This is a genomic window from Enterovibrio paralichthyis (assembly GCF_019209835.1).
In the GTDB taxonomy this organism is placed as follows: Bacteria; Pseudomonadota; Gammaproteobacteria; order Enterobacterales; family Vibrionaceae; genus Enterovibrio; species Enterovibrio paralichthyis.
In genome coordinates this window covers 1-13,104 of record NZ_JAHUTS010000031.1, presented here as the reverse complement: position 1 = coordinate 13,104, position 13,104 = coordinate 1, and the positions used below count along the sequence as shown (strand labels likewise).

Genomic DNA, 13,104 nt, shown 5'->3' with positions numbered 1-13,104 from the left:
GTTATGTTAGATAAAATTGTCATCGCTAACCGCGGTGAAATTGCCCTTCGCATCCTGCGCGCGTGTAAAGAGCTCGGCATCAAAACCGTCGCTGTGCACTCGACTGCAGACCGCGATCTGAAACACGTTCTGTTGGCAGACGAGTCTATCTGTATCGGTCCAGCATCGAGCGTTGAAAGCTACCTCAACATCCCTCGCATTATCAGTGCAGCGGAAGTCACCGGTGCGGTGGCTATTCACCCTGGCTACGGCTTCCTGTCTGAAAACGCTGATTTTGCTGAGATGGTAGAAAAATCAGGCTTTATCTTTGTTGGCCCTCGCGCAGAAACCATTCGCCTGATGGGTGACAAAGTGTCTGCGATCAGCGCAATGAAGAAAGCTGGCGTGCCATGTGTACCGGGTTCAGATGGCCCACTGGATAACGATGAAGCGAAAAACAAAGCTTTCGCAAAACGCATCGGTTACCCAGTGATCATCAAAGCATCCGGTGGCGGTGGCGGCCGTGGTATGCGTGTGGTTCGCTCTGAAGCAGAGCTGACTTCAGCGATTGCCATGACCCGCGCAGAAGCAAAAGCTGCATTCAACAACGACATGGTTTACATGGAGAAATTCCTGGAAAACCCACGTCACGTTGAAGTACAGGTTCTGGCTGACGGCCAGGGCGGTGCAATCCACTTGGGTGAGCGCGATTGTTCTATGCAACGTCGTCACCAGAAGGTGGTTGAAGAGGCACCAGCGCCGGGTATTACTGCAGAAATGCGTAAATACATCGGTGAGCGTTGCTGCCGTGCATGTATCGAAATCGGTTACCGCGGTGCGGGTACGTTTGAGTTCCTGTACGAAAACGGTGAGTTCTACTTCATTGAGATGAACACCCGTATTCAGGTTGAACACCCAGTGACTGAAATGGTTACCGGCATTGACCTGATCAAAGAGCAGCTGCGCATTGCGGCAGGCCAGCCACTGTCATTCACGCAAGATGATATCCAAATCCGCGGTCACGCGATTGAGTGTCGTATCAATGCGGAAGATCCAGAACGCTTCCTGCCAAGCCCAGGTAAGATCACCCGCTTCCATGCCCCTGGCGGTATGGGTGTGCGTTGGGAATCCCATGTGTACGCCGGTTATACCGTGCCGCCACACTATGATTCGATGATCGGTAAGCTGATCTGTTACGGTGAGAACCGCGATGTGGCCATTGCCCGAATGCGCAATGCACTGAAAGAGATCATTATCGACGGCATCAAAACCAACATTCCTCTCCAGCTGGAAATCATGAAAGATGAGAACTTCCAGCACGGTGGTGCGAACATCCACTACCTGGAGAAGAAGCTGGGTTTGCATAAATAACCCACCTCCTGATTTGGTCAAAGGCTGCGCATGCGCAGCCTTTTCTTTTCCCGCCATTTGCCAATCGCTGTCACTCTCCCGCCACATTTGTCACAATATCCCTCTTTTTTCATACCGTATTACTGAGAACAGACACCGTTTTTCGGCATAACTCTGTTTCGGAGGCTTCTTATGAAGACACTTAGCAGCCGGTATCGCCAGGCACACAAGGAAGCCAAATGGGCAATTGGGTTGGCTCTCGCTTATTTTGCGTGGTGGTATGGCTCCGCCTATGGGCTGGCACCGGACAACATTGAGCAAGCACCGGTGCTCTATTTCGGCTTGCCTCTTTGGTTTTTGATGGCCTGTGTGATTGGCCCGCTTGTTTTTACCCTGCTGTGCGCCCTGATGGTGAAATACCTCTACAAGGAGATGCCATTGGACATTGAGCCGGAGAGTAAGCATGAATAGCCAACTTCTGATCCCGATGGCGTTGTATCTGGCGGCCGTGTTTGCGCTTGCGCTCTATTCGCGTAAGCAGGGCGACCGCAGCGGCGGCTTCCTGAATGAATACCTTCTGGGCAACCGCAGCATGGGCGGCTTTGTGCTGGCAATGACACTGGCCGCGACCTATGCCAGCGCCAGTTCGTTTATCGGTGGCCCTGGAGCAGCCTACAAAATGGGATTGGGCTGGGTATTGCTGGCGATGATCCAGCTCCCTGCCGCCTGGCTGACCCTCGGCGTGCTGGGCAAGAAATTTGCCATTGAATCACGCCGCCACAATGCGCTTACCCTCAATGACATGCTTTACGCCCGCTATAAAAACCGTGCCGTGGTGATTTTTGCCTCACTGGCGCTGCTGCTGGCCTTTTTCGGCACCATGGTGGTGCAGTTTGTCGGTGGTGCCCGTCTTCTTCAGACTGTCACAGGGCTTTCATACACCCATGGTTTGATGCTGTTCGCCTTTACTGTCGGCCTTTACACCACCATTGGCGGCTTCCGTGCTGTAGTGATGACGGACACGGTACAGGGCACCATGATGATTGTCGGCACCATTGCCCTGCTCGTTGGCATCGTCCACGCCGGCGGCAGCGTGGGGGAAATGATCACTAAGCTTCATGACATTGACCCGGCGCTTGTCTCACCCTATGGCCCGAATAACTTCCTCTCTGAACCCTTTATGCTGAGCTTCTGGGTATTGGTCTGTTTTGGCGTGATTGGTCTTCCCCATGCGGCAGTGCGTTGTATGTCTTACAAATCCAGCGCATCGCTGCACAAAGGCATGGTGATCAGTACCGCCATGGTGGCGGTACTGATGTTGGGGATGCACCTGGCAGGGGCGCTCGGCCGCGCGATTGTGCCGGAAATGGATAACCCGGATCAGATCATGCCAACCCTGATGATGACGGTATTGCCGCCTGTGGTGGCCGGTGTGTTTCTGGCAGGCCCGATGGCGGCCATTATGTCGACCATCGACTCGCAGCTTATCCAGGCTTCTGCAACCTTGCTGAAGGATTTGTACCTTAACTACATCAACCCGAATGCAGCGAAAGCGCCGGACGCAGAAAGCAAACTGCCCAAGCTTTCACTTTGGGTGACCGGTATTTTCTCCCTGCTGGTGTTTGTTGCCGCCACCAACCCGCCGGACATGATCATCTGGCTCAACCTGCTGGCTTTTGGCGGTATGCAGGCGGTTTTCCTCTGGCCTTTGGTACTCGGCCTTTACTGGAAAAAAGCTACCGCAGGCGGCGCACTGGCCTCCATGCTGACCGGCCTTTGCAGCTATGCGGCGCTGTCCACTTTCAAACCGGATATTGGCGGTATCCATGCAATAGTCCCATCGCTGACAATCAGCCTGCTGGCCTTCCTGCTGGTGAGCAGTTTGCAACACCGCCGGGCACAAACCGCCATCGCATAATCCTTCCGGGCAGCATTCGCTGCCCTTTTTTCACCTTTCTTAACCCCTGACCATGCTAAGGCTATGCGGGCTGACTACTTTTTATGCTAGACTCCGCCCCCTTAAATCGTCGTTAAACGAAGAAGTGAAGAAACCATGCCTTGGATTCAAATCAAACTGAACGCAACCGCAGAAACAGCCGAAGCCATCGGTGATGTGCTGATGGAAGACGCGGGTGCATTGTCAGTCACTTTCCTTGATGCCAAAGACACCCCAGTGTTCGAGCCAATGCCAGGTGAAACCCGTCTGTGGGGCGAAACCGATATCGTCGCGTTGTATGACGCAGAAACCGATATGGACGCTGTGGTCGCCATTTTGAAGACCAGCCCACTGCTGGGTGAAGACTTCACCCACAAAATTGAGCAGCTGGAAGACAAAGACTGGGAACGCGCCTGGATGGATAACTTCAAGCCAATGCGTTTCGGCCAGCGTCTGTGGGTATGCCCAAGCTGGTGTGAAGCCCCAGAGCCAGAAGCGGTGAACATCATGCTTGATCCGGGTCTGGCATTCGGTACCGGTACCCACCCGACCACCGCATTGTGTCTGGAGTGGCTGGACGGTTTGGATCTGGCAGGCAAAACCGTGATCGATTTTGGTTGTGGTTCAGGCATCCTGTCTCTGGCCGCACTGCTGCTTGGCGCAGAGAAAGTGATTGGTATCGATATCGATCCACAGGCGCTGCAAGCATCCAAAGCCAACGCTGAGCGAAACGGTGTGGCCGATCGCCTTGAGCTATACCTGCCAAAAGATCAGCCAGCAAACCTGCAGGCAGAAGTGGTGGTTGCCAACATTCTGGCAGGCCCGCTGCGTGAGCTTTCTCCAATCATCAAAAGCCTGATCGCACCTCAGGGTGTACTGGCGATGTCTGGTGTTTTGGATAGCCAGGCCGAGTCTGTCGCGGATTGCTACCGCGATGAACTGACGGTAGATGCCATTACCGAGAAAGAAGAATGGTGTCGTATCACCGCGCACAGAGCGTAACCCAGCGATAAATGGACAATTTTTGTACTAAAAAATTGAAATAGCTGGATTTTTGAAAAATCAAGACAAAACGCTCAAATATTGGCCTTTTCAGCGTCGGAAAAAATGCGTAAAATGCGCGCCCTTGCTGACATAGAAGGTATTCCCTTGCAAATCGGACCATACAAACTGGAAAACAACCTCATCGTGGCACCTATGGCAGGTGTGACTGACAGGCCCTTTCGCGAACTCTGTTTGCGCTATGGGGCAGGCATGGCGGTCAGCGAGATGATGTCTTCCAATCCGGCGATGTGGCGCACCGCCAAGTCGATGAACCGGATGGTTCACCTTGATGAAAAGGGGATCCGTTCTGTACAGATCGCCGGCGCTGAACCGGCCCTGATGGCAGATGCCGCACGCTTTTGTGTTGAGAACGGCGCACAAGTCGTCGATATCAACATGGGCTGCCCGGTAAAAAAGGTCAATAAGAAACTGGCTGGCTCAGCCTTGCTGACCCGACCGGATATCATTGAGCAAATCCTGAAAGCAGTGGTTTCTGCGGTGGACGTTCCTGTCACCCTGAAAACCCGGACAGGCTGGGATCCGGACAACAAAAACTGTGTCCATATCGCCAAACTGGCCGAAGACTGCGGCATTCAGGCACTGGCCCTTCACGGCCGCACCCGTGCCTGCATGTATAAAGGGGAAGCTGAGTACGACAGCATTAAAGCGGTTAAAGAAGCAATTTCGATCCCGGTGATTGCCAACGGGGATATCGATTCGCCTCAGAAAGCCAAATTCGTGCTTGATTACACTGGCGCTGATGCCTTGATGATTGGCCGCCCTGCACAAGGGCGTCCGTGGATTTTCCGCGAAATCCAACACTACCTCGAAACGGGTGACGTTTTAGCGACGCCGCCACAGGAAGAGGTCAAAACTATTTTGTTGGGTCATGTTCAGGAGCTTCATCAGTTTTATGGTGAGCTTAAAGGGCTGCGTATCGCGCGCAAGCACGTGGGCTGGTACCTGAAAGAACATGACCAAATTGGCGATTTTCGCCAGGCTTTCAACGCAATCGAAGACGCTCACGAGCAGATCGATGCGCTGCAAGATTACTTCGAAAACGTTGCATAAATACGAGAAGAGCTGACAGAGTATGTTCGAACAAAACCTGACTTCAGAAGCATTGACAGTGACTACTGTGACTTCACAAGATCAAATCACCCAGAAGCCACTGCGTGACTCAGTAAAAGCCTCCCTGAAAAACTACCTAGCGCAGTTGAATGGCCAGGAAGTCAATGACCTGTACGAGCTGGTACTGGCAGAAGTTGAGCAGCCACTGCTGGACACCATCATGCAATACACCCGCGGTAACCAAACCCGCGCTGCAACCATGATGGGTATCAACCGTGGTACTCTGCGCAAGAAACTGAAAAAGTACGGCATGAACTAATCATCCGAACTTAAGTTTCTGTCAAAAAAGGCAAATCATCTCCGGTGGTTTGCCTTTTTTGCGTTTTATGTTCACGCCTATATACACAGGTTCACTGGCTACAAGGTTCGTGGTAAACGTCCAGAAACGCAAAAAGCGCCCTCGGGCGCTTTTTTCATATCAGGAGGCGATTACAGGTATTCGCACAGGTAGGCAGTGGTTTGCTCTACTTTGACCTGGAAGGAAGATTCCCCAGGCACTTCAAAGTCATCACCGGCACCAAAGGTTTCCCAATCGATGTGGCCAGGGCGCTTCACCGTCAGTTCCCCTTTGATCACTTTCATGCGCTCTGGCGCTGCAGTACCAAACGTGTATTCGCCTGCTTCCATCACGCCTACGCTGACAGGCCCTTTGTTTTCAAAGCCGATCGACTTAACGTTACCGTCGAAGTATTCATTAATTTTAAGCATCTTTGTCCTTTTTCTTCCAACTACCACGCTCACCGGACGCCAACTCACTGGTTTTACGGACTTATTCTTGGATGCGTGTTTTCCTTTCGATGCTCCTGACGCTATCACACTCTTATCACGTTCCCAACTACTATTTTCCGGGGTTGTGGTCGTCTCAACTCTCGGCATCGTATACCACTATTTGTACATGGCGCAGTATCAGATTGTGCCAGACTCTTAGGTGACCATATTCATTCCAGACAAGGAGAGCTCACATGTCACAGACTCATTTTCAAGGGGAACCGGTTCCTCTCGTCGGCAATCTGCCAAAGGTAGGCGATCACGCCCCGGACTTTTCACTGACCAAAGCAGACCTCTCTGACGTCTCCCTCGCCGATTTCCGTGGCCGAAAGCTGGTGTTGAATATCTTCCCCAGCATCGACACCCCTACCTGTGCCGCAAGCACCCGGGCGTTTAATGAAAAAGCCGGCTTGCTGCCCAATACCCAAGTGGTGTGTGTATCGGCAGATTTGCCTTTTGCCGCCAGCCGATTCTGCGAAGTGGAAGGCTTGAAAAACGTCATGCATGCTTCAACCTTCCGCGATCCTTCATTCCTGCGAGACTACGGCGTGGCGATTGCTGAGGGGCCACTGGTGGGTTTGGCCGCCCGTGCTGTGGTGGGCATAGATGAAGATGGCGTCGTTCTGCACGTTGAACTGGTTAACGAACTGACCAACGAGCCGGATTACAACGCCGTGATTGCCGAACTGGCACGATAAAAAACGTAAAGGGGAGATGGCTTAGTCTTCCCTTTCTGATGCCAGCGCTTCCAGGATAGAGCAGTGACTGGCATCATCATCTACATGACCGCAACAGGCATCGTTGATCTTTTTCAGCGCGACACGAATACGGGAAAGCTCGGCAATCTTCTCGTCAATTTCATCCAGTTTCTTCTGGGTGATCCCTTTTACCTCCGCACAGCTGTGTTGACTCGCTTCTAGGCGGATCTCAAGCAGCTCCTGGATTTCTTCCAGTGTCAGTCCTACCCGCTTCCCTTTCATAATGAAATGTACGCGGGACACCGCATCACTGTCATAGAGCCGGTAACCACTGTCACTGCGTGAGGCCGGGGTCAGCAAGCCCACTTTTTCATAAAAGCGCAGCGTATCCCCTGAAACACCGGAGAGTTTGGCCAGTTGTCCTATCTGTAACATCTTCATTTGTTCACCGTTACGCCGTTTTGTGACAAAACCACAAAAGCAATCGATTGCGTCAGTAATTTAGGTTAGAATATGCGCCAATTCAATCAAGGCTTCGCCGTGTCGGGTATTTGGCAAAGCAGCCCTCATTGCGGCGGTTTTGCCAAATATCCTATCCCCACAGTTAAAGAGATGGTAGCAATGGAAAACGCTCGTCCTATTCGTCGCGCATTGATTAGCGTATCTGACAAAACCGGCATTGTAGAATTTGCCAAAGCTCTCGCAGAAAAAGGTGTCGATATCCTGTCGACTGGCGGTACCGCTCGCCTGCTGGCGGAGCAGGGTCTGGCCGTGACAGAAGTGTCTGACTACACCGGTTTTCCAGAAATGATGGATGGGCGCGTAAAGACCCTGCACCCGAAAGTACACGGCGGCATTCTCGGCCGTCGTGATACTGACGATGCCATCATGAGCGAACACGATATCTCCCCGATTGACATGGTTGTCGTCAACCTGTACCCATTCGCGGAAACAGTGGCAAAAGAAGGCTGTACGCTGGAAGATGCGGTAGAAAACATCGATATCGGTGGCCCAACCATGGTGCGCTCTGCCGCGAAAAACCACAAAGACGTCACCATCGTGGTGAATGCCTCTGACTACGGCCGCGTGCTGGCGGAAATGGATGCCAACAACGGTTCACTCACACTGCAAACCCGTTTTGATCTGGCCATCTCTGCATTTGAACATACTGCCGCGTACGACGGCATGATCGCCAACTACTTCGGTACCATGGTGCCATCATACGGTGACAACAAAGAAGGTGACGAAGAGTCAACATTCCCTCGTACCTTCAACCAGCAGTTCATCAAAAAGCAGGACATGCGCTACGGCGAAAACAGCCACCAGGCTGCTGCTTTCTACACCGAAGCCAACCCGCAGGAAGCGTCTATTTCCACTGCAACCCAGCTTCAGGGCAAGGCGCTGTCTTACAACAACATCGCCGATACCGATGCCGCCCTTGAGTGCGTGAAAGAGTTCATCGAGCCTGCGTGTGTGATTGTTAAACACGCTAACCCATGTGGTGTGGCGCTGGGTGAAAATATTCTGGAAGCGTATGACCGCGCCTACAAGACCGACCCAACCTCTGCGTTTGGTGGCATCATCGCGTTTAACCGTGAACTGGATGCACCAACAGCACAAGCCATCGTTGACCGTCAGTTCGTCGAAGTCATCATTGCGCCAAGCGTGTCTGATGCGGCTGCAGAAGTGGTCAGCGCGAAGAAAAATGTCCGCCTGCTGGTTTGTGGCGAGTGGAGCACCAAAACCACCGGCTTTGATGTGAAGCGCGTGAATGGCGGCCTGCTGGTTCAAGATCGCGACCAGGGTATGGTGTCCCTGGATGACCTGAAAGTGGTTTCCAAGCGCCAACCATCGGCCGAAGAGCTGCGTGATGCCCTGTTCTGCTGGAAAGTGGCAAAGTACGTGAAATCCAACGCGATTGTGTACGCTAAAGGCAACATGACCATCGGTGTGGGCGCAGGCCAGATGAGCCGTGTGTACTCGGCGAAAATCGCCGGTATCAAAGCCGCTGACGAGAACCTTGAAGTGGCAGGCAGCGTCATGGCGTCGGATGCTTTCTTCCCGTTCCGCGACGGTATTGATGCTGCTGCAGAAGCGGGCATCACCTGCGTTATCCAGCCAGGTGGCTCAATGCGTGACGACGAAGTGATCGCTGCAGCCGACGAGCATGGCATGGCGATGGTCTTTACCGGCATGCGCCACTTCCGCCACTAAGCATTTTTCACAGCCCAGCGTCACTCTGGGCTGATTTGATTGAAGGATTGAAAATGGACGTATTGGTTATTGGTAATGGTGGCCGTGAACACGCTCTGGCCTGGAAAGCAGCGCAATCACCAAAGGTGAACAAGGTGTTTGTTGCTCCAGGCAACGCGGGCACTGCGTTGGAACCGGCGCTGGAAAACGTGGCCATCGGTGTGGAAGATATTGCTGCACTGGTAGCATTTGCTAAAGAAAAAAGCATCGGCCTGACCATTGTTGGCCCGGAAGCACCGCTGGTAATTGGTGTGGTTGACGCCTTCCGCGAAGCCGGTCTGCCTATATTCGGCCCAACCGCTGCTGCCGCGCAGCTCGAAGGTTCAAAAGCGTTTACCAAAGACTTCCTAGCCCGTCACCAAATCCCCACAGCGGAATACCAGAACTTCACCGAAATTGAGCCAGCATTGGCATATGTGCGCGAAAAAGGCGCTCCAATCGTGGTGAAAGCGGACGGCCTGGCTGCAGGTAAAGGCGTTATCGTTGCAATGACGCTGGAAGAAGCAGAAAACGCCATTCGTGACATGCTGGCAGGCAACGCGTTTGGCGACGCAGGCAGCCGTGTGGTTATCGAGGAATTCCTTGATGGCGAAGAGGCGAGCTTCATCGTAATGGTCGATGGTGAAAACATTCTGCCAATGGCCACCAGCCAGGATCACAAGCGCGTTGGTAGCGGCGATACCGGCCCGAATACCGGCGGCATGGGCGCATACAGCCCGGCACCTGTAGTGACACCGGAAATCCATGACCGCGTGATGAACGAGGTGATTTTCCCCACCGTGCGCGGCATGGCGGCCGAGGGTAACCCTTACACCGGTTTTCTGTACGCTGGCCTGATGGTCATGGCCGATGGCACACCGAAAGTGATTGAGTACAACTGCCGCTTTGGCGACCCGGAAACCCAGCCAATCATGCTGCGCCTGCAATCTGATCTGGTTGAACTGTGTGAAGCTGCGGTAGCGGGTAAGCTGGATACCGTGGAATCCAAATGGGATCCACGCGCCTCTATCGGTGTTGTTCTGGCTGCGGGCGGCTACCCCGCGTCTTACCACAAAGGTGATGTCATCTCCGGCCTTCCAACGGCAGAGCTGGACGCGGCGAAAGTGTTCCATGCAGGTACCGCTGAAAAAGACGGTAACGTGGTGACGGCGGGTGGGCGAGTACTCTGCGCCACTGCGCTGGGCAACACGGTGTCAGAAGCGCAGAAGCGTGCCTATGAGCTTGCGTCACAAATCAGCTGGGATGGCATGTTCCACCGTGATGACATTGGCTACCGCGCCATTGCACGCGAGGAAAAGCAGTAATTACACACTGCTTGGAAAGGAAAAACGCGCCAGCGGGCGCGTTTTTTCATGGTTTAAAAACAGAGCTTAAGACTTAAAGCTTGGTCGGGTAAAACACTCAGCACTGTCGCTGTCGAGGGCTATCACCTCTTCAACCACATTGAGGTTGCGCCCTACCTTTCCCGCAGCGGCCAGAAAGTTATCTTCCTGACTCAGGCGTTGCACGATATAACCCGGCAAATCGCTTTCAAACTCCAGCGCCTTTTCTTTGCCGCTGCCACACTCTTCAAACTGCCCTTCGTTCCAGTAGCCCTGGAAAAAATCCCTGCCATTGCTGTGCAGTTCACGCGCCATCGCCAGTGACTGCTCTGCTTCGCGGGAGTAACGCACCAGTTCGGTGCCGCGTACTGGCAGCAAATCACCATTTAAACGGTATTGCTGATACACCGCCTGACCTTCAGAGTCGTAGCGGATCAACAGGGAAATTGGCTGAACCTTGCCATCGACCAGGATATTGCCGTCACGCTGGATCTCGCGAACCACGCCTTTGCGGAAACGGTATTCGGAAGCATAGCTGCCATAGTCGCCCATCATAACGCGCTCAGTCAGCGTTTCAGGGAACCCTTGGCGTTCATCAAGCCAATAGATTGCCGTGCTGTCGCCTTTAACGTCAGCCGTGATGGTTTGGGTCAGGGGGGTAATCATCTCTGTCGAGCCACAGCCCGTCAAAGACAATAGAGTCAAAACAGTGAGGAGGGACGCTTTAACGCGCATAAATATCCGCCAAAACAAAAGTGATGTTTTGGCGGATTATAACTTACTTAACTGCGTCTTTAAGTGCTTTACCTGCAACAAACGCTGGAACGTTCGCCGCAGCAATTTGAATTTCCTGGCCAGTTTGTGGGTTACGGCCAGTGCGCGCAGCACGGTGGTTAACTTTAAACGTACCGAAACCGATCAGTTGAACCTGGTCACCGTCTTTCAGTGCACCCTCGATACCCGCCAGAGTTGCTTCCAGTGCAGCTTTCGCTTGTGCTTTAGACAGGTCTGCTTTTTCAGCAATCAGGTCGATCAAGTTGGTCTTGTTCATTAGGTCTTCCCTTCTTAGGTTTTCTTGAGACAAGGCAACTCTAATTCAAAAGAAGCCCGACTGGCAAAGGTTTGTGGCGCCACAAGTGACTGTATGCAGAGTCTTTAACCATAAACTGAGCGCATCCTCACAAAATATTGGGTATATTTCCTCCTGAACACTTGTATTTACTGCGTTCATGCCCGATCTTTGGCGCTAGTATTACCCCCATTCACCACTATTACGCTGGAAAACAATGATCCTGCTTATCATGTTTGTGGCACTGTCTATCGGTGTCTCATTTATTTGTTCGGTACTTGAAGCGGTTCTTCTGAGTATTACCCCCAGTTATCTGGCCCAAATGCGACAACAAGGCCACCCTGCGGCAGGTCGCCTGCAACAACTGAAAGATGATATCGACCGTCCACTGGCGTCAATCCTGACCCTGAACACCATTGCGCACACCGTGGGTGCTGCTGCATCCGGTGCCCAGGCGGCAAAAGTGTTTGGTGATGCCTGGCTGGGCGCGTTTTCTGCGGTACTGACACTGGCTATCCTGCTGCTGTCGGAAATCGTACCGAAAACCATTGGTGCAACATACTGGCGTCAGCTGGCTCCGGGTGCGGCGTCGGTTCTGCGTTGGATGGTATGGGCGCTGACGCCATTCGTCTGGGCTTCAGAGCAACTGACCCGCCGCCTGGCTCGTGGTAAAGAACAACCTAAACTGCGTGACGAGATTTCAGCCATGGCGCTGCTGGCAAAAGAAAGCGGAGAGCTGGCAGATGATGAATCCACCATGCTGACCAACCTGCTGAACCTGCGTGATGTTGCGGTCACCAAGCTGATGACACCGCGTCCGGTGCTGTTCCGTGTCGATGCCACCATGACTATCGAAGATTTCCTGCGTGAGCACCACGACACGCCGTTTTCACGCCCGCTGGTCTATGCTGAGTCACGTGACAATATCCTCGGCTTTGTGCACCGTCTGGAGCTGTTTTCTGCCAACCAGCATGGCAGAGGCAAACAGCCACTGAGCAGTGTGATGCGCCCTATTCCGGTTGTGCACGATTCCATGATTGTGACCAAGGCATTTGACCGCATGATGGCACAGCGCTCCCAACTGGCACTGATTGTCGACGAATACGGCGATGTGCAAGGCATCATCACGCTGGAAGATATCTTTGAGCACCTGGTGGGCAAAGAGATCCTCGACGAAGCGGACAAGACCACCAGCATGCAAGCGCTGGCACACGAGCGTTGGGAAGACTGGAAAGAAACCCACGGCGTGATTGAAAGCAAGGACGACGAAGCGGAAGAAGCAGAAAAAGCGGCTGAACAGGCAGCGCATGAGGCAGAGGCTGCAGACGAATCGCCAAAGGACAAAGGCGACGACGAAAACACACAGTCGGCGGGTGAAAACGACAAGACGTCGAAATAAACCACCAGCGACAAAAAACGGGCCATCTGGCCTAATGCCGATCAGTTAAGAGATAAATGATCGGTTGAACGATCCAACAGATGGCTTATAAAGGCTCTAAGTCCCCATACTTAGAGCCTTTTATTTTGCAATTGACCACAGCCCTTACCCTCGCG

The 13,104-nt window shown here is 53.1% G+C and carries 14 protein-coding genes; 10 read left to right on the top strand and 4 right to left on the bottom strand.

Annotation, left to right across the window (positions count from 1 at the left end; genetic code table 11):
• Positions 1-3: 3 nt before the first annotated feature.
• The 6 genes from accC (at position 4) to fis (ending at position 5,699) form a co-directional block, all read left to right on the top strand.
• Positions 4-1,350 carry an acetyl-CoA carboxylase biotin carboxylase subunit gene (accC, locus tag KU854_RS22170; protein WP_218360482.1) on the top strand — a complete coding sequence of 449 codons (1,347 nt, stop codon included), beginning with the start codon at positions 4-6 and terminating at the stop codon, positions 1,348-1,350.
• A 171-nt stretch (positions 1,351-1,521) separates the two neighbouring features.
• Positions 1,522-1,800 (top strand): YhdT family protein, encoded by a 279-nt coding sequence (locus KU854_RS22165; RefSeq protein ID WP_218360481.1) that lies wholly within the window; start codon positions 1,522-1,524, stop codon positions 1,798-1,800.
• Positions 1,793-3,247 (top strand): sodium/pantothenate symporter, encoded by a 1,455-nt coding sequence (panF, locus tag KU854_RS22160; RefSeq protein WP_218360480.1) that lies wholly within the window; start codon positions 1,793-1,795, stop codon positions 3,245-3,247. Before KU854_RS22165 ends, panF begins: the two co-directional genes overlap by 8 nt.
• Positions 3,248-3,382: 135 nt before the next feature.
• Entirely contained in the window at positions 3,383-4,267 is an 885-nt protein-coding gene (gene prmA / locus KU854_RS22155) for a 50S ribosomal protein L11 methyltransferase (protein ID WP_054780189.1), read from the top strand.
• Positions 4,268-4,414: 147 nt separating this feature from the next.
• Positions 4,415-5,380, top strand: coding sequence for a tRNA dihydrouridine synthase DusB (gene dusB, locus KU854_RS22150; protein WP_218360509.1), 966 nt, complete (start codon positions 4,415-4,417; stop codon positions 5,378-5,380).
• Between the two features lie 22 nt (positions 5,381-5,402).
• Positions 5,403-5,699, top strand: a complete 297-nt coding sequence (gene fis, locus KU854_RS22145) for a DNA-binding transcriptional regulator Fis (RefSeq protein ID WP_002542007.1) — start codon at positions 5,403-5,405, stop codon at positions 5,697-5,699.
• A gap of 170 nt (positions 5,700-5,869) precedes the next feature.
• Here fis and ppnP read toward each other — a convergent pair whose 3' ends face one another.
• Entirely contained in the window at positions 5,870-6,148 is a 279-nt protein-coding gene (gene ppnP, locus KU854_RS22140) for a pyrimidine/purine nucleoside phosphorylase (protein WP_218360479.1), read from the bottom strand.
• 254 nt (positions 6,149-6,402) lie between these two features.
• On the opposite strand from ppnP, the gene tpx reads away from it, so the two are divergent.
• Entirely contained in the window at positions 6,403-6,906 is a 504-nt protein-coding gene (gene tpx / locus KU854_RS22135) for a thiol peroxidase (RefSeq protein WP_218360478.1), read from the top strand.
• A 21-nt stretch (positions 6,907-6,927) separates the two neighbouring features.
• Here tpx and zntR read toward each other — a convergent pair whose 3' ends face one another.
• Entirely contained in the window at positions 6,928-7,347 is a 420-nt protein-coding gene (gene zntR / locus KU854_RS22130) for a Zn(2+)-responsive transcriptional regulator (protein WP_218360477.1), read from the bottom strand.
• Positions 7,348-7,527: 180 nt separating this feature from the next.
• Here zntR and purH point away from each other — a divergent pair, with 180 nt between their 5' ends.
• Positions 7,528-9,120, top strand: coding sequence for a bifunctional phosphoribosylaminoimidazolecarboxamide formyltransferase/IMP cyclohydrolase (gene purH / locus KU854_RS22125; protein ID WP_218360508.1), 1,593 nt, complete (start codon positions 7,528-7,530; stop codon positions 9,118-9,120).
• A 53-nt stretch (positions 9,121-9,173) separates the two neighbouring features.
• Complete coding sequence (purD, locus tag KU854_RS22120) at positions 9,174-10,463, top strand: phosphoribosylamine--glycine ligase (RefSeq protein ID WP_218360476.1); 1,290 nt, start codon at positions 9,174-9,176, stop codon at positions 10,461-10,463.
• 66 nt (positions 10,464-10,529) lie between these two features.
• Here the strand turns inward: purD and KU854_RS22115 are convergent, their stop codons facing one another.
• On the bottom strand, positions 10,530-11,147 hold the full coding sequence (locus tag KU854_RS22115; RefSeq protein WP_255555689.1) for a DUF1481 domain-containing protein: 618 nt from the start codon (positions 11,145-11,147) through the stop codon (positions 10,530-10,532).
• Positions 11,148-11,259: 112 nt separating this feature from the next.
• Positions 11,260-11,532 carry a nucleoid-associated protein HU-alpha gene (hupA, locus tag KU854_RS22110; RefSeq protein ID WP_002542017.1) on the bottom strand — a complete coding sequence of 91 codons (273 nt, stop codon included), beginning with the start codon at positions 11,530-11,532 and terminating at the stop codon, positions 11,260-11,262.
• 235 nt (positions 11,533-11,767) lie between these two features.
• Here hupA and KU854_RS22105 point away from each other — a divergent pair, with 235 nt between their 5' ends.
• Positions 11,768-12,949, top strand: coding sequence for a hemolysin family protein (locus tag KU854_RS22105; RefSeq protein WP_218360474.1), 1,182 nt, complete (start codon positions 11,768-11,770; stop codon positions 12,947-12,949).
• Positions 12,950-13,104 lie beyond the last annotated feature (155 nt).